The organism is Paenibacillus sp. LC231, assembly GCF_001860525.1.
Classification (GTDB): domain Bacteria; phylum Bacillota; class Bacilli; order Paenibacillales; family Paenibacillaceae; genus Paenibacillus_AQ.
Genome location: NZ_JFOM01000002.1, coordinates 167,749 through 192,696, shown reverse-complemented (window position 1 = coordinate 192,696; position 24,948 = coordinate 167,749). Strand labels below are relative to the sequence as shown.

The window sequence follows — 24,948 nt, the reverse complement described above, 5'->3', positions numbered from 1 at the left end:
CTATGGTGCTCGCCCGATACCAGCGATCATAATGGCCAGTGTTTCAGCCAAATCCAATTCATAAGGTGCAGATAGCGGGGTGCCTTCGGCATCGGTTAATACGCGGACAACAGGTCGATGCGGCACATGTGCGTGAATTTTGGATACCACCCCACTCTCACCCGTATGTAATTTCACGGTGATCCCAGGAGGATATATCGCTACCCGATCCCGAAACATGGCCAGGAATGACTGTTCATATAGTGTTCCCGAGCCTGCATACATCACCTCTACCGCTTCATGCGGCAATAAGGCAGGCTTGTACACCCGCTGCGTTGTCATCGCATCGTAAGAATCCGTAATCGCAATCCATTTAGCGTATTCATGAATCTCAGGTCCCTTCAAGGCTCGGGGATAACCGCTGCCATCCAGGCGTTCATGATGCGACAGGGCGCAATGCGCCGATAACAACGGAATGTTCGGTTCGTCTTTCAATATTTTGAACCCGATCTCGGTATGCTTCTGGACCTCGCGAAATTCTTCTTCGCTCAGCCGTCCTGGATGATTCAACAGCTTCTGCGATATCCTCGTCTTGCCGATATCGTGAAGCAATGCCCCCAAGCCCAGCACCTTCAGATCCTCCCGATTATAGCCGTAAGACACCCCAAGAACCGTTGAATATAGACAGACGTTAAGCGAATGACGATACAGGTTGTAATCGTTCGTATTCATATCCGTCAGGAGCACCATGCCCTCGTCATGATCCGATATTTCATCCATAATAGACTCCATCATCCCGGAGAACGTTTTGCCTAAATGAAGGAAGCTTCCCTTCAGAGCAGCCTGGCTCTCCAGGGTCTTAAAGCTCGTCCGTATCGACTGGATCGCCTGCAGCCGTGTCTCCTCGGTCAACAACTCCGGAACCAGGATATCCTCTGTCATCGGCTCCTCGATATAGACATACCCGATTTCCAACGTGCCCAGACGGCGAATCAGTCCTGTCGTCAGCTCCACGCCTTCGGCAAGCAGAATTAAACCGTCACTATTATATATTCTCTTACCAAGAACCATTCCCGGCCTCAACGCGTTGATAGGTATAAGACGCAAAATCCGTCACTTCCTCTGCTATTCTCAAACTTGTGTGGGATATAGCGTCCAGTCTTCAGTGGATCACGATACGAAGAAGCCGGATCTCCTCCTTGTGTCTACTCCTGCTTAATGCATGATAAACAGCCAAAAAACGGCAGCGAGAACAAAACGGTAGATCGCAAAATGAGTAAGCCTTATCTTCTGTATGAGCTTCATGAAGGCCAAGACGACAAAATAGGCAACAACAAACGAAACGATAAATCCGGCAAGAAATACGCCGATCGTATCTAAAGTAAAATATCGGTAAGAATCCAGCAATTCATATCCGGATGCAGCACACATAATGGGAATTGCAATAATGAACGAGAAATCGGCCGATGCCTTATAGCTCACCCCGCTAAGCATTCCTCCGGAGATGGTGGAGCCCGAGCGGGAAAAGCCCGGCCATAATACGGATATGATCTGGTAGACGCCAATCTGAAGGGCCTGCTTGTATGTCAAATCATCCAAATCATGCGATGTCACTTGAACTTTATGCTTATTGTACCATTCTGCAAAAATCATAAAAATACCGCCGGCAACAAGTGCAAACAGCACCGTCTGCGCATGGAACAGGCTCTTGATAAAATCCCTCGCGAAAAATGCAACCAGCAGGGCCGGAGCAATTCCCAAAAATATATGAATCAGATTCAATCTTTTTCGAGGCTCTTTCTTGGTCAGCGGTTCACTTCGGCTCCAGCCGAGCAGGTTCAAAATTCGATTCCAGTAAACGATCGCGATCGCCATAATGGCGCCAAGCTGAATGACAACCTCAAACGTCTTCATGATCGGAGTTTGATCGTCGTAACCGAGCACCTTGGCCGTCAAGATCATATGACCTGTGGAAGACACCGGAATGAATTCGGTTAGTCCTTCCACGATCCCCAGTATAATGGATGTGATAAAATCCATGGTCCTTCCCCTCCCTTACCTTTGTCCTCCTCATATGTATGCTCGGCCAAAGGAAGTTAGTCGGGATTGTCAGGATATCCAGCGTGGAATCATGGACTCTTCAAGCGAACCGGGCCTCGATAGCTCACTTCGCAGCAGGTCTCTAATAAACTCCGGCAGCATATATACCGTATCCTTACCAAGTGACAACGACTCGTATCCGATTTTAAAAGTGAACATGTCGAGTGTCCCCACCTTATATTCCCGCTGCGGCTCTAGCGGTTGCCCCTTCATGGAGATGTGCGTGATCTTTCGGTAAGGCTCTCCGTTCTTGTCATAGTGAATTTTCAACCCATCGACTGCCAGGCCGCCTAATATATAACCGCGGAAACCAAAGCCCATTATCTTCTTTCCGCTGAACTCCTGAAGCAAACTCTCCTCAAGTGCCTGATAGATATGTTCTCCGCGCAGCTTCACGATGCAGGGGTTAATCGGTGACGGGCACAGACCGTGCAGCATACCTGTGCTGATCTCGCCCTCCGGCAGCGGCCCGAGCAGCTGCCCCGAGTTCACGATGGCAAAATCCGCATCCGTGTGCTGCAGCACCGCCTGAGCCAGCAGGTTTGCAAACGGCGACTCCTCCTCATAGTGAATGGGCAGACTACGATCATTAACGGCAACGGCCTCCGTTAATTTCTCCCTTGCCAGCTCATGGTGCCTCATGATCGCCTGCTCTACGATGGGTTCCATCAAGTTTTTATCCACGGGGAGCAAACTTCCCTCTATACAGGTAAAGCGATCTTCAGCATGACTGCGCTGCATGACGAGGCGACCTACGTATTGTCCGAACTTGCCTGCACCGCACACGGCTGTCTTTCCAATCATCAGGGGCTCCTCGAGTATATGATGGGTATGACCGCCAAGAATAACATCAATCCCCTCAACACTTTCTGCTAATCTTTTATCAATCGTTAGTCCTAAATGGGATAAAACGATTATGATATCACACTGGCCCTGAAGCGCTCGCACTTGCTCAGCAATAGCCTGCACCGGATCTCCGGCTTCCCAGCCTAACAATTGATAAAAACCTGCAAAAGCAGCCGTTGCGCCGGTGAGCCCGATTCGAATGCCTTCTCGTTCCAGGATCACATGCGGCTTCATCCATCGAGGAGGATTACCACTCTTAGTCTCACTAATGTTGCAGCACACAACGGGACACTGCAGTCCGGCGTATACACTCTCCAGAACATCATATGAAATGGTGAGCCCTTCGTTATTGCCAATCGTAACGGCGTCGTATCCTGTCAAATTAATGACATCCACATTGGCTTGGCCCATGGTGCCTTCGGTTTCCACCGATGCCCGGTCCATATGATCACCGATATCCAGTACGATTGCCCCATCACCGGCAGCCGCCTTTTCCCGGGAAATAAGTGCCGCCACACTGCTCATCATCTCAAAATGGCTATGTATATCGTTGGTATACAATATCGTCAGCTTCTGTTTGTTGCTTCCTAACCCCATTTGGCGGCCCCCTCCCCAAGTTCGTTATTCGATAATTTCCGGTCTTACAAGCATAACATTTTAGCGAAGAATATGGTATATTGTAGCCCATAAGAATTACGAGGTGATGAAGAATGTCAACAACCATTTCTATATTACTATTTGCAGGATTAGCTGATCGAATCGGCACAGCTACGCTTACATTCAGCGTGCCTGGCTTGCCCCTTACTGCCGGGGAATTAAAGCTGCTGCTTAGTAAGGCTTATCCTGATGCCCAATCTCAGATTTCCACGGCTTTCGTCGCGGTCAATCAAGAGTATGCGCCCTCGGAACAGCTTATTCAGAGCGGCGACGAGGTAGCTCTAATTCCGCCTGTGTCCGGTGGTGACGGTACAACCCCGCAGGACTCCGGATCCAGGTCCTCGGCAGATGGGAAATGCACGATATCCTACGACCCCCTGTCCGTAGAGGCAACCATTGCCAAAGTTCATGACGATAATCATGGAGCAACGCTATCCTTTGTAGGTACAACGCGAGAGATGACCGGCCAGATGCGAACGGTTACGCTGGAGTATGAAGCATACATCCCGATGGCGCTTAAAGAAATGCAGCAAATATGCGCGGACATCTTTCGACAATGGCCCGGTACGCAATGTGCGATTTCCCACCGTATCGGTACCGTCGGAATTGGAGAAACCAGTGTTGTGATCGCTGTATCCTCCCCGCATCGGAATGCATGTTATGAGGCCAGCCGTTATGCCATCGAACAACTGAAACGATCCGTTCCAATCTGGAAAAAGGAGATCTGGGACAATGGTTCAGAGTGGAGAGGCCCGCAGACCGGACCATGGGACCCAACCGTTAGGCAATAAGTCATGATTACACATTGTAAAACCATAATTTTCTTGCTAAGATAGTTTTGATCTTTTTACTTATATAAGGGCAAGAGGTGCAATGATTTGAGAGTACATGTCACGGACCTGATACCCGGTGATCAAATGCAGCATGATGCTTACAACACAAACGGCGTTCATGTTCTACAAAAAGGAGTTACCCTTCGTTTAGAGGATATATCCAAGCTACTGCAGCACGGTATCGATTACATAGAAATAAAGCCACGCGCACTGTCTGTATCCCTCGATTCTTCGTCTGAAATTTCAGATTCATACAACAAAGTTAAACCTCATTTCAATCTTGCATTTGACGGGTGCTCTACCTTATTTACGGAAGCGTCACAATCCGGTAAATTCAATGAGTCCGTTGTGGACGATGTTTTCATGCCCTTAGTCGACTCACTGAACGAGCATACGGATGTTGTCTCCCTGCTATTGCTGTTTAATGGTAAAGACGATTATACCTACAGGCACTCCATTCAAGTTGGAATGTTATCTTACTACATCGCGGATTGGATGGGTTACTCCGACAAGGAAGCTTATGAAATCGGCAAAGCCGGCTATCTCCATGATATCGGCAAAAGCAAGATTCCTAGAGATATATTGGACAAGCCAGGGAAACTGACTTCTCAAGAATATGAAGAAGTAAAGCTGCACACCATTTATGGTTACGAGATGATCTCTGAATCCATGGATGATAAGGTCACCGCTATGGTCGCGCTCCAGCATCATGAACGGGACGACGCTTCCGGTTATCCACGAGCGCTCCGTGCAGACCAGATTCATCCATACTCTCACATTTGCGCTGTAGCCGATGTATATAGCGCGATGACAACGAACCGGGTCTATCAATCCAAGCAGCAGCTGTTAACCGTACTTCGGGAGCTGTATAGTCTTAGCTTCGGGAAGCTGAACGGCAAGCCGACGCATGCCTTCATCCAGCAGATGCTGCCGAACTTTATCGGTAAGAAGGTTCTACTGACGACTGGCGAATCCGGCATCATCGTCATGAACAATCCTTCGGATTACTTCCGTCCGCTTGTGAAGACCGAGGATCGATTCATCGACCTCTCCAAGGAGTATAATACCGAGATCCAGGAGATTCTTCTGTAACCGGGGTTTCGGCTAAGGCCCCTTATAAATAGCCCATATAACCGTCAGACTGTATGTTGGCGGTTTTTCGCGCGCTTTTGTGACATTTCTCACATCCCCTCACTCTTGATTTCTGGCAAAATAAAAGGCGGATCCTCTCAAGACGGGCTCACGCAACTATATAAGTCACATTGAATCAACATAATATAAACAATCCAGACATCCCCAGCATTAAAAAAAAGAGGCAAACCACTCGTGCCCGAGTGATTTGCCCCCTTGTACATAAGAAATATTTAGCCGATGGAACCTTCCATCTCGAATTTGATGAGTCGATTCATCTCAACGGCATATTCCATTGGGAGTTCTTTGGTGAATGGCTCGATGAAGCCCATAACGATCATTTGCGTAGCTTCAGACTCGCTAAGGCCACGACTCATGAGATAGAACAATTGTTCCTCGGACACCTTGGATACGGTCGCTTCATGCTCCAGCGTAATGTTGTCATTCTTGATCTCATTGTAAGGAATCGTATCAGACGTCGATTCATTATCGAGGATGAGTGTATCGCACTGGATGTTGGCTTTCGCGCCTTCTGCATTCCGGCCGAAGGAAGCCAGTCCACGGTATGTTACTTTACCGCCATGCTTACTAATGGACTTGGATACGATCGTAGAAGTCGTGTCCGGCGCCAAGTGAATCATTTTGGCTCCTGCATCCTGATGCTGGCCTTTGCCTGCTACAGCGATGGACAATACCATCCCTTTTGCACCGCGACCCTTCAGGATAACGGCAGGATACTTCATTGTAAGCTTGGAACCGATGTTGCCGTCCACCCATTCCATCGTGGCGTTCTCTTCAGCAACGGCACGCTTGGTCACGAGGTTGTAGATGTTTGGCGCCCAGTTTTGAATGGTTGTATAGCGAACGCGCGCATTCTTTTTACAGATGATCTCTACTACCGCACTATGAAGCGAGTTCGTGCTGTAGATCGGAGCCGTACATCCTTCTACGTAGTGCACAAAGCTGTCCTCGTCCGCAATGATCAGCGTACGTTCGAATTGACCCATGTTTTCGGAGTTGATACGGAAATACGCTTGCAGCGGAATTTCACATTTCACGCCTTTTGGAACATAGATGAAGCTTCCGCCAGACCACACGGCACTGTTCAGCGCAGCGAATTTGTTATCCGTTGGAGGCACAACCGTTGCAAAATACTCTTTCAAGATCTCCGGATGCTCTCTAAGAGCCGTATCGGTATCCATAAAGATAACGCCTTGATCCTCAAGATCCTTTTGCATGTTATGGTATACAACTTCGGATTCGTACTGTGCGGATACACCCGCCAGGAACTTCTGCTCTGCTTCCGGGATACCCAATTTATCAAAGGTTTCCTTGATCTCGGTAGGTACTTCCTCCCAAGTCTTGCCTTGCTTGTCGGAAGGTCTTACATAGTACTGGATATCGTTGAAGTCCAACTCATCGAGATCGCCGCCCCAGCGAGGCATTGGCATTTTCTCGAACTGCTCCAGTGCTTTCAAACGGAATTCCAGCATCCATTCCGGCTCGTTCTTGATTTTGGAAATTTCCATAACAACTTCACGCGTCAAACCTTTGCCGGTTTGAAAAATAGCTTTGTGCTCGTCACGGAAACCATATTTATACTCTTCAATTTCTGGTGCTTTTTTAGCCATTTAACTTACCTCCCTATCGATCTATTCATTCGCTTACTTCGCGTCTATTCCTTTTCGGAGTGCGTTCCACGCAAGTGTTGCGCATTTAATGCGTGCAGGAAACTTGTTGACACCGGATAGGGCTTCAATATCCTCGTACTCTTCAAAATCTACGGCCTCGCCTTTCATAAGGGAGGAGAAGCGGTCTGCCAGGCTGATCGCTTCATCCAGCGTCCTGCCTTTTACGGCGTCCGTCATCATCGAAGCGGAAGACATGCTGATGGAGCAGCCTTCCCCCGTATATTTGGCATCGGCTACCACGCCGTTCTCTACCTTAAGCTGCAAGGAAATGCGATCTCCGCAAGTCGGATTGTTCAAATCGATGGTTACCGCATCTTCTTCAAATTTACCACGATTGCGGGGGTTCTTATAATGATCCATGATGACACGTCTGTACAAATCGTCAAGTTGCATCGCCAAAATACTCCTTTGTCTGGATTAAGGCGCTAACTAATCGATCAACGTCCTCTTCTGTATTATACAGATAAAAGCTCGCGCGTGCCGTAGAGGATACTTTTAACCAACGCATAAGCGGTTGACAGCAATGATGTCCTGCACGAATCGCAACCCCCTGTGCATCCAGCACCGTTGCCACGTCATGCGGGTGAACGTCGCCGAGATTAAAGGTAACAAGGCCCACTTTACGTTCACGAGGACCGTAAATGGTAATCCCGTCGATCTCGGAGATGCGGTTCATGGCGTAGGCCGCAAGCTGCGTCTCATGCTGTTCGATGGCGTCCATTCCGATTTCCTCCAGGAAATCGATGGCAGCGCCCAAACCGACAGCTCCTGCAATGATAGGGGTACCCCCCTCGAACTTCCAAGGGAGCTCCTTCCAGTTTGATTCGTACAATCCAACATCATTGATCATTTCTCCGCCGAATTCGATCGGCTCCATTGATTCCAGCAGCGCCTTCTTGCCGTATAATGCGCCGATACCTGTTGGAGCACACATCTTATGGCCGGACAAAGCGTAAAAATCGCAATCCAGGTCCTGGACGTCCACCTTCATATGCGGTGTGCTTTGCGCACCGTCAACTACTATGACGGCACCGTGGCGGTGTGCGATTTCCGCAATTTGTTTCACGGGATGCACAACGCCCATGACGTTGGATACGTAAGCGATGGCTACAACCTTGGTCCGTTCGGTAACGAGTGCCTCGACATCTTCGACACGGATCGTGCCGTCAGGCTGCAGAGGAATATATTTCAGCGTAGCGCCAACGGCAATAGCCGCCTGCTGCCACGGTATGAGATTACTGTGATGCTCCATTTCCGTCAGGACGATTTCATCCCCGGGACCGCAAACGGAGCGCGCGTAGGACGATGCTACCAGATTTAGGGCCGTCGTCGTACCACGGGTGAAAATAATCTGTTCCGAACTCTCGGCATTAATGAAACGGGCAACCTTCTCCCTGGCTCCTTCATAAGCATCGGTAGCACGGCTGCCGAGTGTATGAACCCCGCGGTGCACATTGGAGTTCTCCCACTCGTAGTACCGCTTGATAGCATCTATGACCACCTGCGGCTTTTGTGATGTCGCGGCATTGTCGAGATATACCAGCGGATGTCCGTTGATCTCCTGATGAAGAATGGGAAATTGCTCACGGACAGAGGCGATCATTGTCCCAGCTTCCTTTCAACGAGCCCCTGCAGTTGGTCACGAAGTCCCTCAAGCGGAATTTCGCTGACAACCGGAGCCAAGAAGCCGTAAATAATCAAGGATTCCGCCACGGGACGCGAGATACCACGGGACATCAGGTAGTAAATTTGCTCCTGATTCACTTGTCCTACGGATGCTGCGTGGCCGGCTGTTACATCATCCTCATCAATCAACAGAATCGGGTTCGCGTCGCCGCGGGCTTTCGGGCTAAGCATCAGCACGCGTTCGGTCTGTTGTCCGTCCGCCTTCGTTGCACCCTTCTCAATCTTGGTAATGCCGTTGATGATGGCTTGTGCCTCTTCGCGCATGACTGCACGGGTGATCATCTGGGACGCCGAGCTCTTGCCGAAATGCTTCGCTTGCGTGGTGTAGTTGATCTTCTGGGAGCCGGAGCCGACCGCGATGACTTTCGCATCGGATGTCGAACCGTTGCCCTTCAGAATACTCATGGTATCGCTAGCTGTATCGCCATCGTTCATCTCGCCAACAATCCACTCAATCGAAGCGTCATTGTCCAGCACCGCACGACGGAATGTAACATCGGTTGCTTCGACAGCCAACTGGTGAACGGAAGCATAACGCACCTTCGCTCCGTTTTTAACGAAGACTTCCACCGCTCCGTTATGGGTCACCGGCGCAGCCAGGGAATCCGAAATGTAGTTGTCTACATAAGTGATCTGACTGTTTGCTTCGGCTACTACCAGCACATGCGGTGCAAATGTCGCTTCGGCATCGTCTGTCAGCATAACGGCTTGAAGCGGAACATCAACCTCCACATTTTTAGGAACATAGAGGAATACCCCGCCGTTCCATACCGCAGCATGCAGAGCAGCCATCGCATGCCCGTCATTCTTAAGCGCTTGGTGCAGATAAGGCTTAACCAAATCCTCGTGTTCTTTAACCGCTGTTTCCAAATCGGTGAAAATGACGCCTTTGGCAGCCAGTTCCGGAGCCAGACTCACATATACGGTTCCCGAATTACGTTGGATAACCAGGCCGCCTTCTCTTGAACCTTCAACAAGTTTGGCTACCTGTTCAGGCAATTCGTCAAGGGAAGCAAGTTTATTGCTCTCTTTATATTCACCATAGCTTTGGATGTTCCAGCGCTCGATGCGTTGTTTCTCCAGCTTGGGCAGTTCCAACTGGCCAGCCAGTTCCAGGGAAGCCAGACGGCTGTCTGTCAGCCAGGCCGGTTCCTGTTTACTTTCGGACAATGCCTTCAGAGCCTCAGCGTTGACCGGAAGAATGGTTTGTGTAGTCATATCGTTTCCTCCTCCCGTCTATTTACGCGTCTTGACCTACAGTTTCATCAGTAATGCCCAGCTCTTCCTTAATCCAGTCATAACCTTCTGCCTCCAGGCGCTCTGCCAATTCAGGACCACCGGATTTTACGATGCGTCCTTGCATCATCACGTGAACATAATCTGGAGTGATATAGTTAAGCAAACGTTGATAGTGGGTAATAATCAAGAAACCGCGTTCTTCGGATTTCATGGCATTTACACCGTTCGCTACAATTCTCAAAGCATCGATATCCAGACCGGAGTCGATTTCGTCAAGCACGACAAGTTTCGGATCCAGCATCATCATTTGCAGGATTTCGTTACGTTTCTTCTCACCGCCGGAGAAACCTTCGTTCAGGTAACGGTGAGCGAACTCAGGATTCATCTCGAGTTCTTTCATTTTACCTTCCATTTGGCGAATGAACTTGATCAGGGAAATCTCGTTGCCTTCACCGCGGCGCGCATTGATGGAACTGCGCAGGAAGTCGGAGTTCGTAACGCCGGCGATTTCGCTCGGATATTGCATGGCCAGGAACAGACCTGCGCGTGCGCGCTCGTCAACTTCCATCTCCAGCACGTCTTCGCCGTTAAGGAATACCTTACCTTCGGTAACTTCATATTTAGGATGACCCATCAACGCGGAAGCCAAAGTACTTTTGCCTGTACCGTTTGGTCCCATGATGGCATGAACTTCTCCGCCTTTCATCTCAAGGTTGATACCTTTAAGGATCTCCTTGCCTTCGATTGCTGCTTTCAATCCTTCAATGACAAACTTGGTTGACATATTAGATTCCCTCCGTTGAATAGGTAGTGTATTGTTGTCCTATATGATAACAGGATTGGACGCCCTGATTTCATAAAACAAAAAATAATTATTTATTTATAATCATTCTAAACTGATTATCAATGATTCTCAAGCCATTTTATAATAAAATATGACGTATTTCAACCGGACAAGCGTTTTGCAGACAACATTCGGACAACCGTAACAATTAAAAAACAGGCATGACCGATAGACCGGCCAAGCCTGTTTGGTTCACCCTGTTCCCCTCCATATATGCGGTTGCTTCCGAGATTCTATTACGGCATCCGGCACCGGCGTTTATCGCGCGTTGACAGACGGTGCTCAGGTCAACATCTTGAGCTATAAGGCACACGGCATCATAACCGGCACCCTCAGCTCTTGCAAATACAAGGGAAGAACAGGCAGCATTCTGTTGTATTACGCTTTACCCAAGGAACGAACGCAGCATCCACATGTGCTTCTCAAGATCAGCCTTAAAGCCGGTGAACATGTCCGCTGTTGGCGCATCGCCGGCTTCCTCGGCCATTTCGATGCCTTCCGCCAACTCCTCGGATACGGTTGCAAAGTCCTCAATCAAGGCTTGTACCATGCCACGGGTATCCTCGTTGCCTGAAGCCTCCTGGACTGTCGCAAGTTCCAAATATTCTTTCATCGTAGCAGCCGGCTTCCCTTTAATCGAGAGCAGGCGCTCCGCCACCTCGTCCATCTTAAGTGTAACTTCGTCATACAATTCTTCAAATTTAACATGAAGGGAGTAGAATTGCTCTCCGGATACATACCAGTGATAGTTGTGGAGTTTGACATAGAGCACGTTGAAGTTCGCAACCTGTTGATTCAACAATTGCTCCAGACTTGCGTTTTTCGTTTTTCCTGCAGCTTTGCCAGATGTAGTTTTTGCCATGGTTAATCCCTTCCTTTTCTATATGAAATGCACCCTGTACTGCGTCAAAGGAACATTGTGCAGAGCGGTGTATACCCATTGTAACTGGTACCATCTGCTAATGCTATTCCTTCATTAATATATGAGTACATCCTGTGCTTGGGCGTCTATTTGTAGTTTACCCTTTGGACTACGGAGCGAATCAGGTTCATAAACCTTTCGTCTTGCCAAAAAATTATACAAAATTCGCGAAAAAACGTTATACTAGGTAATACCAAGCAAAAAAGTTGGCTTTGATTTTCTTCTATTCTATTTGGGGGTGACCATCCATGTCTGCATATCATCCGCTGAACGCGGAAGAAGCTATACAATTAGCTAAAAGTATACCGGGCCGGTTCCCGGACCATGCCCAGCTCGAATGCCGCGAAATCGGCGACGGCAATCTCAATCTGGTGTTTCATGTCACCGCCAAAAATACGGCTGATAGTATCATTATCAAGCAAGCTGTTCCTTATGCAAAAGTTGTAGGCGAATCTTGGCCGCTGTCTCTCGACCGGGCCCGCATCGAACGACTGGCGCTGGAGACGGAGTACTCCATTTGCCCCGACCTTGTGCCCGAAGTATACGGTTATTCGGATGAGCTCGCCTACACCGTAATGGAAGACCTGAGCGAGTATACCATCATGCGCAAAGGCCTGATTGAGGGCAATGACTATCCGAAGTTCGCAGAGCATATCGGCCGCTTCCTGGCCAGAACGTTGTTCTACACGTCGGATCTCGGGATGAATCAACAGAAGAAGAAGGAACTTGCCGGCCGCTTTGTCAATCCGGATTTATGCAAAATCACCGAAGACTTAATCTTCGAAGATCCATACCGCGAATCCGCCAATAACAATTATGCGCAGAGCATAGCTGATGAAGCGGAAGCCCTACGCGCCGACCTGCCGCTTCACTTTGAGGTCGCGCTGCTTCGGGAGAAGTTTCTGACTCACGCACAGGCTCTGCTGCACGGGGATCTGCATACAGGCAGCATCTTCGTCACGCCGGAATCCACCAAGGTAATCGACCCGGAATTCGCTTATTTCGGTCCGATGGGATTCGATATCGGTGCGGTCATCGGCAACCTGCTGCTAAACTATGCGTCACAGCCGGGCTGGAGTCGGGACGAGCATACACAGGCTGCCCGGGAAGCCAGACTCCTCGAGATGGCAAGCGAAGTCTGGACCCACTTCGAGAACAACTTCCGCGCGCTGTGGAATGATGATCTCTTGGACGAGATGTCCCGCACGCCAGGTTATCAGGACCACTATGTATCACAGATTTTGAAGGATACCGCAGGATTCGCGGGCTGCAAAATGATTCGGCGCATCGTCGGATTGTCCCATGTTGCGGACATTGACACCATAGCCGATGATCAAGCCAGGGAAGCTGCGCAGCGCAAAGCGCTGGCGATCGGCAAAAATCTCGTGCGACATCATCGCAGCATCAAGTCCTTTGAAGACATTTTAACTTTGATTACGCAAGCAACTAAAGGAAATGAGGTATCGATATGAGCGGTATGACTACCGGCAATGCCAGCACCTATGAACCGCTAAGCTCCGTTTATTGGGGGGGAGACCATCTGGTCCTGTTGGACCAGCGATTGCTCCCGGAAGAAATTGTATATCTTCAGCTCTTCACACCGGAGGAAGTCTGGGAAGGCATTCACTCCATGAAAGTCCGCGGCGCGCCGGCTATCGGCATCGCGGCAGCATTCGGCGCAGTCCTTGGCGGCATGCAGGTTGAAGCCAACGATAACAAGGGATGGCTGCAACAAGTCGCAAAAACTTGCGCTTATCTCGCAACGTCCAGACCGACAGCCGTCAATCTGTTCTGGGCGCTGGACCGTATCAAGCTTGCGGCTGAGAAGCTGGCAGCTTCGGATCTCGATACAGCCGGACTGAACGCGGCGCTGCTCGCCGAAGCGGAAGCCATTCGTGCCGAGGATGAGGATGTATGCCGCCGCATCGGTGAAAACGCGCTGCCGTTCTTCCAGGACGGCATGGGCGTGCTCACCCACTGCAACGCTGGCGGATTGGCAACTGCCAAATACGGTACCGCCCTGGCGCCGATGTATCTGGCTCATGAGCAGGGCCTGAACATCAAGGTGTTCGCGGATGAGACAAGACCTGTCCTGCAAGGCGCGCGTTTAACTGCTTTTGAACTCCAGCAGGCAGGGATTGACGTTACACTGCTGGCCGATAACATGGCCGCCATGGTCATGTCCAAAGGCTGGATCCAAGCGGTTATCGTCGGAACGGATCGCGTTGCCGCAAACGGCGATGTCGCCAACAAGATTGGAACGTACGGAGTAGCGGTACTTGCTAAAGCTCACGGCATTCCTTTCTACGTGGCTTGCCCGCTGTCCACGATTGATCTGAATACGAAGACAGGCGCCGATATTCCGATTGAGGAACGTCCTGCCGAAGAGATCACGGAAGGTTTCGGCAAGCGCACAGCGCCGCAAGGCGTAAAAGTGTACAACCCTGCCTTCGACATTACGCCAAATGAATATGTGACAGCCATCATTACGGAAAAAGGCGTCGTGCAAGCTCCTTATCATGAGAGCTTAAAAAGCTTGTTCGAATAACCGCTATATCCGCCAAATGTTTTATGGCATCATAAAACGGACAACCGGCCCTCCAGCCGAATTGTCCGTTTTTTACGGTTTGCGTTTTAGTGCATCTGAAGTCTAAACCTTGTTATCTCTAAAAAAAGAGCGATCCGCACGGGAATCACTCTTGGAACAGAAGGCATACATGACTCATAACATGCGCAGGATCGCATCCTTGCCAGCCAAGCCAGGATGAATGCCCCACTTCTCTGCCTCCAGGGTTACCGATTCCAGCGGCGCTTCCAGCAGCTGCTCCAATGTGCGAACCCCTACGGCTCTTCCTGCGATAATCTTGCGGTCAACAAGCTTTTCGTTAAGAAGGCCCACATCGAGTGCACCGCACATAATATAGCCGCGGGAAGTGTATACGGCCAGCAGCGTTGTTTTCGGAAGCTTTACTTCGACGCCCATAACGGTATGTCCTTCAATATCGATCGGCAGTAAAGTCACCAATATCAACAAACCTCCCCTCACGTCGGCTTAGAATTATGTTTATTCTTTTGGAACCGACATGGTGCGAATGTCTCTCATATTATGCATTCCAGCCCACACGTAATGGTGCGAATGACTCGTAAGTCAATAGAATAAAGATGAAATATGCATGACATTAGGACTATGAATATTCGAAAATTATGGTATATTTGATTCAGTAGAAACAATGTGAAAGCTGGTGAATAATAAAAGCTATGAACACAATTCCTGCCACCGACGATAACGGCTTTTTATTCAACGTTGATATTCTGGTCAAGAGTTCCTCCAACGCACTGGCTTTGCAATATTTGCTGGAAATGCTGAACGACAAGGCTGAAGTCGTCGATTTCCGGGTTAAGTCCGGAATGGAACTTGGAGAAATTATCAACACCTTGGTTCAAGCCAAGAAAGATTCCGTTATTAGCAAAGCCTCCGGGAAGATGGCTTCTGCCGCTTCTCAGATAGAGAAACCTGCGCCACCTGCGGCTTCCTCGCCGGAAAAAAAGATCGCTGCAAGCGCTCCTCCTGTCCAAACTCCACTCACCGGAAGTGATCCCTTTGAATGGATAAAAGTATACAGTAAGGACAATCGCCTTGTTCGCCTGACAACCAACCGCCACGGTAAGCAGACAAGTCTTCCCTGCCGAATTCTCAACTATGATGAAAGCAATTTCCTGGTCAACGTCTATCATGTCGATGAGAAACAGGTGTATACCTTCAAGCTCAATGAAATTGATGAGTTCAGCGTCAGCTGAGTCGGTATTAAGTCCACGGTATTCATCAAAAAAACGGCTTCGCCGCCCCATAAGAAGGGATCGGTGAAGCCGTTTTTTTTAATATCAAGCATTTTTTCGGGACAACGCCGAAGACATCAGCATCAGCCAGCCCACGATAAAGGATACACCGCCGATCGGCGTAATCGCACCGAGCCACTTCAAGCCCGATAAACTTAACACGTAGAGACTTCCGGAAAATATGACGGTTCCCGCAATGAATAAAGTCCCTGCCCAGAACAGCTTCCGGGATTCGCCAAGAACCTTCGCCACAATCCCCGTAATCAGCACCGCAAGTCCGTGAATCATATGATAATGGACTCCGGTCTCATAAATGGCAAGTTCGTCCGGCGTAATCTTATCCTCCAGCATATGGGCGCCGAATGCCCCGATAGCGACAGATAATGCCATCAGGATCGAACCCCATGCGATGAATCTACGACTCATGCCTCTTCAACCCCTTTTTTCAGCGGACACCCGTGTCCTTATGTAATCAAATTAAGTGTAACGGATTCAAGGAAGCTTTTCCACCGGCATGTGAGACGCTTTGGACTTGATTTCAGGGCCATTTTGTGAAAGATTAATAAGGATGTCTTTTTATTGAAGACCACACGAACCCATTAGAGAATGAATTCTTATGTTAGGAGCGATTATGTACATGGATCAACAATCACCTGTCTCCCCATCCGAGGACCAAGGTTCACCTAAGCGACCCAAAACCACCTTTATTCCACCCGAGGATAGAAAAAACTCCCGCTTCGGCATCGCCTCATTCATCTTGTCGATCGTGACGCTGCTCGGGTATATTCTGCTCGGCGCGCTCGGCACCACGATGATTGAGCCATACATGACGGAGAACGGACCGCTCCTTGAGCCGACTCAGGAAACGCTGGAAGCGATGACCACGCTGGCGGCCGTGTTCATCATCGTGATGATCATCAATATCACCGGCTTGGTGCTTGGCGTTGTAGGCTGCTTATCCAAAACACGCAAGCGTGCTGTCGCCGTGATTGCCACCATCGTGAACGGCGTAGTCATCATCACCATCGGAGCTCTTTTCTTATTCGTATTAAATGCTTAAGGAGTACCACTTCAAGACACTTGCCTGATTCATCTCGGGTTAAGTGTCTTTTTCATGACAAACCCGGATTGATACTCACATATCGCTCTTTCTCCCGAATATAATGAATTACTACAGCCAAAAAGACGGCAACCGTGTCAAGGCAATACTTGGGAGGTGACTGTCCATGCAAAATGAAGACGCCCTGTCGTTTGTCGTATCCCGTGAAGACTGGTCGCTGCACCGCAAGGGCTATCAGGATCAGGTACGTCATCAGCATAAAATTCGTGAAGTCATCAAACGCAACCTGCCCGACCTTATTACCGAGGAAAACATTATTCTGTCCGACGGAAAGCAGATCATCAAAGTTCCGATCCGCAGCCTTGACGAATACCGTTTCATCTATAACTATCAAAAGCAAAAGCATGTCGGTCAGGGCGACGGTGACAGTCAGGTTGGGGACGTCCTTGGACGCGACCCTTCGTCAGCCCAGCCCGGTAAGGGAGAATCGGCCGGCGATCAGGCAGGGCAGGACATCGTGGAAACCGAGGTCAGCCTGGAAGAACTGGAGAATATGCTGTTTGAGGAACTGGAGCTCCCGCTGCTGCAGCCCAAGGATAAAGAGCAGATCGAGACAGAGTCCATCGTCTTCAACGACATCCGCAAAAAAGGCATCATGTCCAACATTGACAAGAAACGCACCATCTTGGAGAATTTGCGCCGCAATGCAAGAGACGGCAAACCCGGCATCCACGGAATCAGTCCGGACGACTTGCGTTACAAGACCTGGGACGACACCGTCATCCCGGAATCCAATGCGGTCATTATCGCCATGATGGATACGTCCGGATCCAAGAGTGTTTCATAATTAACTATCGAAGTCATAAACGTACTCAATCCGTAAATTATCCCCTTTTACCGTTATGCTACCAACGGTCTCATGAATCAGAACCCGAAGGCGTCCCACATCTTCAATATCCAATTCTTTAAACTCCTCGATAATGTGTTGAAGGGAGGAGGATTCGGTTATCTTCTCTTTAATCCCTTCAATCTGTTTCTCAATAATCTCTTTCTCTTCCTCAAGATGTGCAATACTATTCTTGATTTCGATCATCTTAGAGCGGTACAAGTCATCAGGGAAGAGTTCTCTTTGCTCGAATATATCTAACTGATCCTTCATAAGCTTGTCCCTACGTGAATTATTATCCTTAAGTTCAGAAGTCAATTTCTTTATATCCTGTTCCCGATCGGCAGTAATAAGTAGGGTGTCCGCCGGCAGACGGGATATTTTATTTCTAACCGCCTCCACCACTGCACGCTCAATATCATCGGCATTAATATTGGCTTGTGAGCATGCCTCACGGCCATACTTGTGATATGTCTTGCAAATGTAATATCTGTACTCTTTATCTTTGAAGCTTCTTTTCTGACAGACCATTCCTTCCCCGCAAGAACCGCACACAAGAACGCCGGTAAGTGGATGATGTGCTCTTTTGGCTCCGCCACGTTCATGTGTCCGTGACATCAGAATTTTTTGGGCCTTATAGAATAACTCCTTATCCACTAGAGCAGGATGAGCATCCTCAACGATCTGCCATTCTTGACGGTTGATCTTAATCTGCACTTTCTTTTTAGTCATTGCCCCTCTTTCGTCATATTCCCTTTTTAAAACATTCCTACGAGTTCCATAGGCTACTTGTCCGATATACGCTTGGTTTCTTATTAATCGGTTAACGGTTTCTCTGCTCCACAGTTTTCCGTTCTTGGTCACATACCCTTTTTTGTTTAGGTACTCGGCTACTTTGAAAGTACCCATCCCTCGATTTACATAAAGATCAAACACCAAAGGAGGTATCTTTCCTCTCTCTTCATGTATCTCCAGCCGCTTTGTCTCCGGGTTAACTATATACCCATAAGGGGGCTCACCGTTCCATTGTCCTCTGGCAGCCTTTTGTTTACGAGCCGTACTTACACGTACAGAGGTTTTCCTACTCTCTTGTTCTGAGAGAACAGAAAGGATATCAAACGTAATGTTATCCTTGTTCATCGAATCATAATTATCATTGATCGCGATGACCCTTACTCCGTACTGTTCGAACATGCCGATAATCGCCGGATTCTCTTGCTTATCCCTGCCTACCCGACTCACTTCCTTAAAGACTAGCAGCTGTATCTTTTTCTCTCTAGCATATTCAATTGCTCTTTTCATTTCTGCTCTATCAAATACGCTTGTATAATAACCAGAGACAGCCTCATCACGAAAAACCTCAATGTTTTCAGTGTCGTACTCGTCACCTAAACGCTTGATATACTCAGTACCTTGTCCCACCTGGTTCTCGATGGAATCACCTTGACGATCTGTACTTACACGCGCATAAATTCCACATTTAATCTTATTCTCCATAACCGGACTCCTTTAGTTAAATCAATGGCACTACTGGTTAAAATTATAAGTGTATCATTAACTAAAAAGCACCCTCTTTTTAGGGGGTGCCCGATAAATCATTTTTATCACCTTTATGAGATTCGATAATTTCCACGTTCACATCTAGGCCATATTGGTCTTTTGCGAACTCCTTCACTTTCTTCGCAAACCATTCAGTGGGAGATTTCGTTCCGTTTACTTCAGTTATTGTAAATTGAATGTCCATCTCCTCCTCTCTTGCGCATCATACTCTCATGTATATTAATAGCTGAAGTTGTCCTATTCATTGTTTTTAGTGATAGCAATGTTAAGGATTAATGCGAGCTTATAGAAAGCCTTCCAACGGTATTTATAATAGGTGCCTTCGCTTATGCCCATGATCTGCGTATAAATCACATAATCGAAAACATAATCCTCTTTCATGTACCGCTCTTGTATAAGCATTCTCTCTTTGGGATGCAGTCTTTTAACTGCACGCTCAACTTTCTCGCAATATGCTTTCCTGGCAGCCGGGGCATCAATATTATATGCCGCGATATCACCGGTTTGATCGCTGGTTACATTGGTTTGTCCTCTTGGCATATCTGAAAGAGATGCTGTTACTTTAGCTTCCCTTTCATCAACATCGATCGTCTTAAACATTCGGTATTTGAGTAGAGCAGACTCAACAGCATCTTTGGTCTTCTCTCGATCCAGTTCAGGCAGATCAAAAGACATTTGCTTCATGCTTTCACCTCACTATGAAGGGAATCCCCCGGCCGAAGCCGGGGCCTGTTTCTCTTTACTCCGGCAAGCAGTCAATAATCACTTCCGGACCATCAAGCATCCAATATTTCCTTACATGATCACCCTTGAATGCTTCATCCAGTACAGCTTGAATCCGGTCATAATGTTCTTGCTTCAAACAGTCCCGAGCTCGTTCATTCCAATCCTCGTACATTACGTCATATTCGTTTTCGATGTATTGATCCAGCATGTATTTCGCATTAGGTCCCCACCGCTTTTCAACAGCGACATACCATGTGTGCTCTACGAGATCCTCTCCGTCCCCGATTCTTTTGATTAGGTCACTGGCTGATATGGTATAAGGTGCGTCTTCATAGCTAAGCTGGGTATCACCAGGCAACTCGGATAATTTAACTGTAGGCATGGATGTTCACTCCTTCGATTTTTTTGGTTTTTATCAAAACGGCAGAACATCATCGTTTGGCATCGGCGGCCCTTCTTCACTGTCTGCCTCAGATCCCGCAGCTACCTCATCGAGAGTCACCTGGTTCGGATCCGTTTCAATTGTTCCGTCCGGATTGATCTTGCCTCGGATACCTTCCCTTGGCTCATTAAATTCCTCGATGCTCATCTGGCTTGGAGCAACCTTCAAGGTGACGTTACGGCCGGCGAATCTATAGAGCTTGGCAGCCTTGTCATCGCTGTCCCCTTTGATGCCGAACTTCATCACTGTCTTTTTGCTATCGCGCTGCATGGAGATAAACTCAGAATTGATCTCGCCACAGACATCATCCCCGCCGACTTCCATCGAGATAATCACGATGTCACCGGACAGATCGAACAGTTCTGCTTCGCCGTCCAGATCCTCAGCACCCTTGATTTCAAACTTCAGAATCTCCTTCTTATCATCTTTCTGCATCGACTTGAAAAGCACGTTCATATTGATCATTGGTTATTTCCCCTCTCGTTTTTTAGTTAGATTAATTGCATTGCCTTGCGGTTTATTGACCACCTGCAGCGGTTCGAACAGTTTGGCTGTGAATTGGAGCATGCTGTTCTGCTCCTCCGTTAGTGCTACAGGGTATAAGATTCCGTCTTTGCAGTAGAAGAGAACAACGCCGTCCTTCATTTCTCTCCCTCAGTAACGTCCACCTGGATATTCAATCCGTACCGTGCTTGAGATTTTGCAAACTCATCCGTGGATATTTCAAGTATGTTTATGAGTGCAGCCTTCATTCGCAAATAGTCTTTCTTCGTCATTCCACTACCTCCAATACAGTTACTTTCTCGTGGAAAGTTGGGCAAAGGTTCCACTCTTTACAAGAGTAACTTTCATCAACCTTTTCATGCTCTTCCTCAACGGTGCAGATTAATTCGTCATTGTCATCTGAAAATGCATGGATACAAGAGAGGCAGTTTTGGTTATTCATCCCATCACCTCGTCCCAACACTTATCACATAGAGGTGGTTCTATGGGCTTCCCCATGCAGCCACACTCTCGACCGTTACAACAAAACACAGGTGTATAGTTTTCTAATGGCGTTCCACATTTCAAGCATTTCTCTTCTCGTTGATCATCCATGCGGCACCTCCAGCATTTCATGATCCTCGACGACTTCATATTCGATATCCCACTCGCCTTCCTCCCACTTTCGCAATGGGAAAGTATCAACGGTGAAATATCCATCCTGACAAAGGTTTACTTCTCGTTTCTTGATGACATCCAAGTGAAATCCGCATTCTTCGTCCGACCATTTGACTATGGCCTTTTCATTCCATTCGAATGTTAAACCGCCACCCAGTTCCTGCGTTCCAGTGATTAAGACCGTGGCCTTATCGTATATTTCCTTGCTGTTACGATCAGGGAGCCCAATGTATTGACCTACTGTTTCGGGATCGACTTCAAATATTCCGTATGTGCTGTGTATCTCTGCTCTTTTGACTCCGTCGTCTTCCCATATGAAGGCGCCGAACCCGAATGCCAACTCGCCGTTATCCAATCGCTTGCCGCGGAATTTGTACATGGCTTGCCTCCTAATATCCATTCGCCTGCCGCTCGTGGTTCACGGCATTCTTTGCGGCATATGCCTCTGCAATCTGCTCGAAGGTAAAGCCCAAACGATGCTCGCCCAGCGAGTAAAAAATCCATAGTCCTAGACGTAAGGCCGTTTTGCGATAGTAAGTGTCTTTTTGAAGACTCACACCACCAACATGATGCAGAATTTCAGTGAACACATATGTCGTACTGCCTTTCACCATCTCATCTGGACCCGGTGCATAAAGATCGTCCACGGGCAGCTCTATCTGCCGGGCTAAGCTCAGGAAGAAATGCAGGCAATCGACGTATTCTTCGAGCAAGGGATTTCGATACGGTTCACCCCATGCAGTTATAGGGGCTTTGGTTCGTGGTTCACGGTCATTGCTCCAGTGCTTAAACCCGCGCCATTCATTCGCCAACTCGCCGATCTCTACCTGAAGAGCGAGGACTGTATTCGGCAGCAGGTCCTGCCCTTCCAACCCCTTCTCCTTGATGATCTTGGCGTCCAGCTCTTTCTGCATTTCGTACATTTGCTCTATGGTCAATGTCATATCGTTCATCGCTCCCTTTTCATGTTATCGAACCCAGTTAAATCCCCTGTTATGGTCCTCGATCAGGTACGCCCGGCCACGCGGGACAAAGTTGTTCGGCTCCACTCGCAGCGTTCCGAATTTCGTTTGAACAAATCTCTGTTCGGCAATCTCAGAACCCGCAGCAACGACCATTTTGATCTGCTCAATGCGGCAGCCGGATTCGATCAACGGATTCAACGCCTGGTCAATCAACTGAATTGCTTTTGGTGAAATCGCCATTCCATCATCTCCGATCTTGGTTAGGGGGAGGGTTCCTTCCTCCTTAATGCACCATAGCCGGGATCTTATCCTCTTGCGGTGCAACCCATACCGGGTCCCAGCTCATCTCAAAGGTAATCCCAGCATCAGCCTGGGCTGCAGCCAGCAGGATGACATTGCCCATAGCCTCGGCAGCATCCGGAGGCACTGCGTTTCCGATGTATTCCCGGGCCTTGGCGTCAGAGCATCCCTCAAGTTGGAATGGTCGTCCATCGGGCAGATGTGTTGGAAAGCTTTGCAGCATTGCAAGTTCATAGGTTGTCAGTGGACGGTGCCATGTTCCATCCTGACTGATAATCGTCCAAACTCCCCGTTCATCATCTGATGGGATACGTGGGTCTGATACTGCAGCAGCCGCAGCATGAACATCTGCACTACCGATAACCGTCTTACTCGGCTGATCCCACTCCAGTACGCCCATCGTGTCGGCCCGCGGTGCACTCTTGATTCGCGGATCAGCGATCAGTTGCGCTCCGTTTTGAACATCGGTCGATCCGGTTACTGTCCCGGCTGGTCCATCTGCCGCCTGCATGCGGAATTGGTCTGTGTATCGGCCTGGCCTGTCCGGTACCCGTGGATCGGACACGCTGCCCGCGGCCTGCATTATCCGATTCGCCGAACGGACTGTCTTGGCCGTTGAATCCCAATCTTGCACGCCGTAGCTGTCCGGATGCAGTTTGGTGTTTACGCGAGGGTCAGCGACTGCAATCGCTCCTGAACCAAACCTCGTACCAGTAACGCAAGGTGCTGGTTCATCTGCGCGAACAATCCGATATACTCCCGGATGCCTCCCAGGACGTTCTTGCAAGGCAGGATCTGAAATACAAGTTGCTCCTTGATTCGGCCCTGCTGCCCCGGTCACACAAGTTGCTGGGTCAGCAGAAGATTGAACTCTGAACAGATTGGTCTTTCCATCCCCGTTGATCTGGAGACGCGGATCAGATACGGCCGTCACGCCATTGCTGCGCCCTGGGCCAGCCGTGCTTGTAACTGCTCGGCTTGGCTTGCTCCAATCCGCCACTTCAAATGCTCCGCGGCGAGGTTCATGTACCACCCTCAGGTTTTGATAATCCACCTTATTGAGATCACGCCAATCTCCACCGGATGGGATAAGCGCAAGACGCATCCATGTTTTCCATTGCAAGCGTGGAAGCTTGTGGAGTGGCCCCCCTGCGTCTGTATCTCCTGGAGCAGGCAGCGTGCTTATAACATCGCCAATACTTTTCAGCGGCTTCTTCTCTGGATAATAGATCACATTCGGTACCTGTGATTCGTGCCGCGCCTTGATCAGGAATCGGACACGATTCTGTCCAAGTCCACCGATCTCCCCTAGGTTGTGATCCGCACGAATGCTCACAGCGTATCCGTACTTTGTTAGTAGTTTCTTGATCTGCCGGAGCAGCGGCTTTCCGCGGGATGTAATCCGCGGCACGTTCTCCAGCTGAATGACAGCCGGTAACCTCCCCCCATACTCAAGGCAAGCCTGAAGGGTGATCTCAAGCCCATGCACAGTCAAATAATTGAGAGCTTGGTATTTATCAGAATCTGCTTTACCTTGCGGGAGCAGTCCGCTAAGGCCCTTACACGGTGGTGATAGAAACAGAAAGAAAGGAACTTGTTGCTTGAATGCCTGCCAAATATCCCAAGGGGTAACTTCTTGCCATTCGGGTGGCGGCTCATGACCGTGCCAGGCAACATATTGCCAGCGTTTGAAGAGGTCCATCTGAACGGCTGTTTCCTCTCCTGTAATCAGATCATGATTTCGACATGCAACTGGATCGCTATCGATCGCGCAAAGGACCTTGAACTTGTAAACCTTTCCGCCATACTCCACCTGGGAGCGCATTGCGCCGGCGGTGGCTCCTCCTACTCCTGCAAAGAGGAAAGCGGAGGTTTTGTATTCGATATTTTCTATTGCCTGCAAAGCCGTCACTCCTTCCCCTTCGAATTGGACCTAAACTTGATCGGCTTTGTATGCGACGCCGGGATTGGCTTGCCGTTGATCTGTGCCAACTCTTCCGGACTGAGCGTGTATTTTTTAATATCACTTGGTGTCGTTCCACCTTGAATTTCATTCTTCCAGTTAGGTACCGATGTGCCCAAA

General features: G+C 48.9%; 29 protein-coding genes and 1 pseudogene. 7 read left to right on the top strand and 23 right to left on the bottom strand.

Features of this window, described 5'->3' with window-relative positions:
* The 3 genes from AK95_RS01015 to AK95_RS01005 all read right to left on the bottom strand — a co-directional run bounded on the left by AK95_RS01015 (position 1) and on the right by AK95_RS01005 (position 3,522).
* Complete coding sequence (locus AK95_RS01015; protein ID WP_071218036.1) at positions 1 to 1,086, bottom strand: HD-GYP domain-containing protein; 1,086 nt, start codon at positions 1,084 to 1,086, stop codon at positions 1 to 3.
* Between the two features lie 108 nt (positions 1,087 to 1,194).
* Positions 1,195 to 2,019, bottom strand: coding sequence for an undecaprenyl-diphosphate phosphatase (locus AK95_RS01010; protein WP_071218035.1), 825 nt, complete (start codon positions 2,017 to 2,019; stop codon positions 1,195 to 1,197).
* Positions 2,020 to 2,088: 69 nt separating this feature from the next.
* Positions 2,089 to 3,522 carry a bifunctional metallophosphatase/5'-nucleotidase gene (locus AK95_RS01005; protein ID WP_071218034.1) on the bottom strand — a complete coding sequence of 478 codons (1,434 nt, stop codon included), beginning with the start codon at positions 3,520 to 3,522 and terminating at the stop codon, positions 2,089 to 2,091.
* A gap of 113 nt (positions 3,523 to 3,635) precedes the next feature.
* On the opposite strand from AK95_RS01005, the gene moaD reads away from it, so the two are divergent.
* Together moaD and AK95_RS00995 are read left to right on the top strand one after the other, a co-directional pair.
* Positions 3,636 to 4,373 (top strand): molybdopterin converting factor subunit 1, encoded by a 738-nt coding sequence (gene moaD / locus AK95_RS01000; RefSeq protein WP_071218033.1) that lies wholly within the window; start codon positions 3,636 to 3,638, stop codon positions 4,371 to 4,373.
* A gap of 87 nt (positions 4,374 to 4,460) precedes the next feature.
* Entirely contained in the window at positions 4,461 to 5,507 is a 1,047-nt protein-coding gene (locus AK95_RS00995) for an HD-GYP domain-containing protein (protein ID WP_071218032.1), read from the top strand.
* 272 nt (positions 5,508 to 5,779) lie between these two features.
* Here AK95_RS00995 and sufB read toward each other — a convergent pair whose 3' ends face one another.
* From sufB to AK95_RS00965, 6 genes are all read right to left on the bottom strand, one after another.
* Positions 5,780 to 7,177: a Fe-S cluster assembly protein SufB gene (gene sufB / locus AK95_RS00990; protein ID WP_071218031.1), complete on the bottom strand. Its 1,398-nt coding sequence runs from the start codon at positions 7,175 to 7,177 to the stop codon at positions 5,780 to 5,782.
* Between the two features lie 33 nt (positions 7,178 to 7,210).
* Positions 7,211 to 7,630 (bottom strand): Fe-S cluster assembly sulfur transfer protein SufU, encoded by a 420-nt coding sequence (sufU, locus tag AK95_RS00985; RefSeq protein WP_071218030.1) that lies wholly within the window; start codon positions 7,628 to 7,630, stop codon positions 7,211 to 7,213.
* Positions 7,620 to 8,840, bottom strand: a complete 1,221-nt coding sequence (locus AK95_RS00980; protein ID WP_071218029.1) for a cysteine desulfurase — start codon at positions 8,838 to 8,840, stop codon at positions 7,620 to 7,622. Before AK95_RS00980 ends, sufU begins: the two co-directional genes overlap by 11 nt.
* The gene (sufD, locus tag AK95_RS00975; protein ID WP_071218028.1) at positions 8,837 to 10,141 is read right to left on the bottom strand and encodes a Fe-S cluster assembly protein SufD; all 1,305 of its coding nucleotides are present in this window, start codon (positions 10,139 to 10,141) and stop codon (positions 8,837 to 8,839) included. Before sufD ends, AK95_RS00980 begins: the two co-directional genes overlap by 4 nt.
* 22 nt (positions 10,142 to 10,163) lie before the next feature.
* A complete protein-coding gene (gene sufC, locus AK95_RS00970) occupies positions 10,164 to 10,946 on the bottom strand; it encodes a Fe-S cluster assembly ATPase SufC (RefSeq protein WP_071218027.1) in 783 nt (260 codons plus the stop codon).
* 445 nt (positions 10,947 to 11,391) lie between these two features.
* A complete protein-coding gene (locus AK95_RS00965) occupies positions 11,392 to 11,868 on the bottom strand; it encodes a Dps family protein (RefSeq protein ID WP_071218026.1) in 477 nt (158 codons plus the stop codon).
* 308 nt (positions 11,869 to 12,176) lie between these two features.
* Here AK95_RS00965 and mtnK point away from each other — a divergent pair, with 308 nt between their 5' ends.
* Both mtnK and mtnA read left to right on the top strand, forming a co-directional pair.
* Positions 12,177 to 13,400: an S-methyl-5-thioribose kinase gene (gene mtnK, locus AK95_RS00960; protein ID WP_071218025.1), complete on the top strand. Its 1,224-nt coding sequence runs from the start codon at positions 12,177 to 12,179 to the stop codon at positions 13,398 to 13,400.
* A complete protein-coding gene (mtnA, locus tag AK95_RS00955) occupies positions 13,397 to 14,476 on the top strand; it encodes an S-methyl-5-thioribose-1-phosphate isomerase (protein ID WP_071218024.1) in 1,080 nt (359 codons plus the stop codon). The genes mtnK and mtnA overlap by 4 nt, the downstream gene beginning before the upstream one ends.
* Positions 14,477 to 14,650: 174 nt before the next feature.
* Here mtnA and AK95_RS00950 read toward each other — a convergent pair whose 3' ends face one another.
* Entirely contained in the window at positions 14,651 to 14,953 is a 303-nt protein-coding gene (locus AK95_RS00950) for a YunC family protein (RefSeq protein WP_071218023.1), read from the bottom strand.
* Between the two features lie 233 nt (positions 14,954 to 15,186).
* Between AK95_RS00950 and AK95_RS00945 the strand changes: the two genes are divergently transcribed.
* Positions 15,187 to 15,726, top strand: a complete 540-nt coding sequence (locus tag AK95_RS00945; protein WP_235612961.1) for a hypothetical protein — start codon at positions 15,187 to 15,189, stop codon at positions 15,724 to 15,726.
* Between the two features lie 84 nt (positions 15,727 to 15,810).
* Here the strand turns inward: AK95_RS00945 and AK95_RS00940 are convergent, their stop codons facing one another.
* Positions 15,811 to 16,191 carry a DUF423 domain-containing protein gene (locus AK95_RS00940; RefSeq protein ID WP_071218021.1) on the bottom strand — a complete coding sequence of 127 codons (381 nt, stop codon included), beginning with the start codon at positions 16,189 to 16,191 and terminating at the stop codon, positions 15,811 to 15,813.
* A gap of 211 nt (positions 16,192 to 16,402) precedes the next feature.
* Between AK95_RS00940 and AK95_RS00935 the strand changes: the two genes are divergently transcribed.
* On the top strand, positions 16,403 to 16,825 hold the full coding sequence (locus tag AK95_RS00935; protein WP_235612960.1) for a hypothetical protein: 423 nt from the start codon (positions 16,403 to 16,405) through the stop codon (positions 16,823 to 16,825).
* A gap of 166 nt (positions 16,826 to 16,991) precedes the next feature.
* A pseudogene (locus AK95_RS00930) lies at positions 16,992 to 17,657 on the top strand (DUF444 family protein); the annotation flags it as partial.
* Between the two features lie 15 nt (positions 17,658 to 17,672).
* On the opposite strand, the gene AK95_RS00925 reads toward AK95_RS00930, so the two are convergent.
* The 12 genes from AK95_RS00925 to AK95_RS33990 all read right to left on the bottom strand — a co-directional run bounded on the left by AK95_RS00925 (position 17,673) and on the right by AK95_RS33990 (position 24,947).
* The gene (locus tag AK95_RS00925; RefSeq protein WP_071218019.1) at positions 17,673 to 19,208 is read right to left on the bottom strand and encodes a recombinase family protein; all 1,536 of its coding nucleotides are present in this window, start codon (positions 19,206 to 19,208) and stop codon (positions 17,673 to 17,675) included.
* Between the two features lie 79 nt (positions 19,209 to 19,287).
* Entirely contained in the window at positions 19,288 to 19,455 is a 168-nt protein-coding gene (locus tag AK95_RS33995) for a hypothetical protein (protein ID WP_162487508.1), read from the bottom strand.
* Between the two features lie 53 nt (positions 19,456 to 19,508).
* Complete coding sequence (locus AK95_RS00920) at positions 19,509 to 19,955, bottom strand: ArpU family phage packaging/lysis transcriptional regulator (protein WP_162487507.1); 447 nt, start codon at positions 19,953 to 19,955, stop codon at positions 19,509 to 19,511.
* A 55-nt stretch (positions 19,956 to 20,010) separates the two neighbouring features.
* Positions 20,011 to 20,379, bottom strand: a complete 369-nt coding sequence (locus AK95_RS00915; protein ID WP_071218018.1) for a hypothetical protein — start codon at positions 20,377 to 20,379, stop codon at positions 20,011 to 20,013.
* Positions 20,380 to 20,412: 33 nt separating this feature from the next.
* Positions 20,413 to 20,904, bottom strand: coding sequence for a hypothetical protein (locus AK95_RS00910; protein WP_071218017.1), 492 nt, complete (start codon positions 20,902 to 20,904; stop codon positions 20,413 to 20,415).
* A gap of 3 nt (positions 20,905 to 20,907) precedes the next feature.
* Complete coding sequence (locus AK95_RS34430; protein WP_201259342.1) at positions 20,908 to 21,084, bottom strand: hypothetical protein; 177 nt, start codon at positions 21,082 to 21,084, stop codon at positions 20,908 to 20,910.
* Complete coding sequence (locus tag AK95_RS35080) at positions 21,081 to 21,215, bottom strand: hypothetical protein (protein ID WP_268801951.1); 135 nt, start codon at positions 21,213 to 21,215, stop codon at positions 21,081 to 21,083. Before AK95_RS35080 ends, AK95_RS34430 begins: the two co-directional genes overlap by 4 nt.
* Before the next feature lie 314 nt (positions 21,216 to 21,529).
* Positions 21,530 to 21,979, bottom strand: a complete 450-nt coding sequence (locus AK95_RS00905; protein ID WP_071218016.1) for a YopX family protein — start codon at positions 21,977 to 21,979, stop codon at positions 21,530 to 21,532.
* Between the two features lie 10 nt (positions 21,980 to 21,989).
* Positions 21,990 to 22,544, bottom strand: coding sequence for a dUTP diphosphatase (locus AK95_RS00900; RefSeq protein WP_343225143.1), 555 nt, complete (start codon positions 22,542 to 22,544; stop codon positions 21,990 to 21,992).
* 24 nt (positions 22,545 to 22,568) lie between these two features.
* A complete protein-coding gene (locus AK95_RS00895) occupies positions 22,569 to 22,805 on the bottom strand; it encodes a hypothetical protein (RefSeq protein WP_071218015.1) in 237 nt (78 codons plus the stop codon).
* A 43-nt stretch (positions 22,806 to 22,848) separates the two neighbouring features.
* Positions 22,849 to 24,768 carry a DNA cytosine methyltransferase gene (locus tag AK95_RS00890; RefSeq protein ID WP_162487506.1) on the bottom strand — a complete coding sequence of 640 codons (1,920 nt, stop codon included), beginning with the start codon at positions 24,766 to 24,768 and terminating at the stop codon, positions 22,849 to 22,851.
* 5 nt (positions 24,769 to 24,773) lie between these two features.
* Positions 24,774 to 24,947 carry a hypothetical protein gene (locus tag AK95_RS33990; protein WP_162487505.1) on the bottom strand — a complete coding sequence of 58 codons (174 nt, stop codon included), beginning with the start codon at positions 24,945 to 24,947 and terminating at the stop codon, positions 24,774 to 24,776.
* Position 24,948: the final 1 nt, after the last annotated feature.

Excerpts from the sequence above, each read along its gene's own strand:
- AK95_RS00980 (WP_071218029.1), bottom strand. The coding sequence starts at position 8,840 with ATGATCGCCTCTGTCCGTGAGCAATTTCCCATTCTTCATCAGGAGATC.
- AK95_RS34430 (WP_201259342.1), bottom strand. The coding sequence starts at position 21,084 with ATGAAGGACGGCGTTGTTCTCTTCTACTGCAAAGACGGAATCTTATAC.
- sufU (WP_071218030.1), bottom strand. The coding sequence starts at position 7,630 with ATGCAACTTGACGATTTGTACAGACGTGTCATCATGGATCATTATAAG.
- AK95_RS00920 (WP_162487507.1), bottom strand. The coding sequence starts at position 19,955 with ATGAAGCAAATGTCTTTTGATCTGCCTGAACTGGATCGAGAGAAGACC.
- AK95_RS01005 (WP_071218034.1), bottom strand. The coding sequence starts at position 3,522 with ATGGGGTTAGGAAGCAACAAACAGAAGCTGACGATATTGTATACCAAC.
- AK95_RS00945 (WP_235612961.1), top strand. The coding sequence starts at position 15,187 with ATGAACACAATTCCTGCCACCGACGATAACGGCTTTTTATTCAACGTT.
- AK95_RS00935 (WP_235612960.1), top strand. The coding sequence starts at position 16,403 with ATGGATCAACAATCACCTGTCTCCCCATCCGAGGACCAAGGTTCACCT.
- AK95_RS00925 (WP_071218019.1), bottom strand. The coding sequence starts at position 19,208 with ATGGAGAATAAGATTAAATGTGGAATTTATGCGCGTGTAAGTACAGAT.
- AK95_RS00910 (WP_071218017.1), bottom strand. The coding sequence starts at position 20,904 with ATGATCAATATGAACGTGCTTTTCAAGTCGATGCAGAAAGATGATAAG.
- AK95_RS00915 (WP_071218018.1), bottom strand. The coding sequence starts at position 20,379 with ATGCCTACAGTTAAATTATCCGAGTTGCCTGGTGATACCCAGCTTAGC.
- AK95_RS00900 (WP_343225143.1), bottom strand. The coding sequence starts at position 22,544 with ATGACATTGACCATAGAGCAAATGTACGAAATGCAGAAAGAGCTGGAC.
- sufD (WP_071218028.1), bottom strand. The coding sequence starts at position 10,141 with ATGACTACACAAACCATTCTTCCGGTCAACGCTGAGGCTCTGAAGGCA.
- sufC (WP_071218027.1), bottom strand. The coding sequence starts at position 10,946 with ATGTCAACCAAGTTTGTCATTGAAGGATTGAAAGCAGCAATCGAAGGC.
- AK95_RS33995 (WP_162487508.1), bottom strand. The coding sequence starts at position 19,455 with ATGGACATTCAATTTACAATAACTGAAGTAAACGGAACGAAATCTCCC.
- AK95_RS00965 (WP_071218026.1), bottom strand. The coding sequence starts at position 11,868 with ATGGCAAAAACTACATCTGGCAAAGCTGCAGGAAAAACGAAAAACGCA.
- mtnK (WP_071218025.1), top strand. The coding sequence starts at position 12,177 with ATGTCTGCATATCATCCGCTGAACGCGGAAGAAGCTATACAATTAGCT.
- AK95_RS01010 (WP_071218035.1), bottom strand. The coding sequence starts at position 2,019 with ATGGATTTTATCACATCCATTATACTGGGGATCGTGGAAGGACTAACC.
- AK95_RS00940 (WP_071218021.1), bottom strand. The coding sequence starts at position 16,191 with ATGAGTCGTAGATTCATCGCATGGGGTTCGATCCTGATGGCATTATCT.
- sufB (WP_071218031.1), bottom strand. The coding sequence starts at position 7,177 with ATGGCTAAAAAAGCACCAGAAATTGAAGAGTATAAATATGGTTTCCGT.
- AK95_RS35080 (WP_268801951.1), bottom strand. The coding sequence starts at position 21,215 with ATGACGAAGAAAGACTATTTGCGAATGAAGGCTGCACTCATAAACATA.
- mtnA (WP_071218024.1), top strand. The coding sequence starts at position 13,397 with ATGAGCGGTATGACTACCGGCAATGCCAGCACCTATGAACCGCTAAGC.
- AK95_RS00905 (WP_071218016.1), bottom strand. The coding sequence starts at position 21,979 with ATGTACAAATTCCGCGGCAAGCGATTGGATAACGGCGAGTTGGCATTC.
- AK95_RS00895 (WP_071218015.1), bottom strand. The coding sequence starts at position 22,805 with ATGGCGATTTCACCAAAAGCAATTCAGTTGATTGACCAGGCGTTGAAT.
- moaD (WP_071218033.1), top strand. The coding sequence starts at position 3,636 with ATGTCAACAACCATTTCTATATTACTATTTGCAGGATTAGCTGATCGA.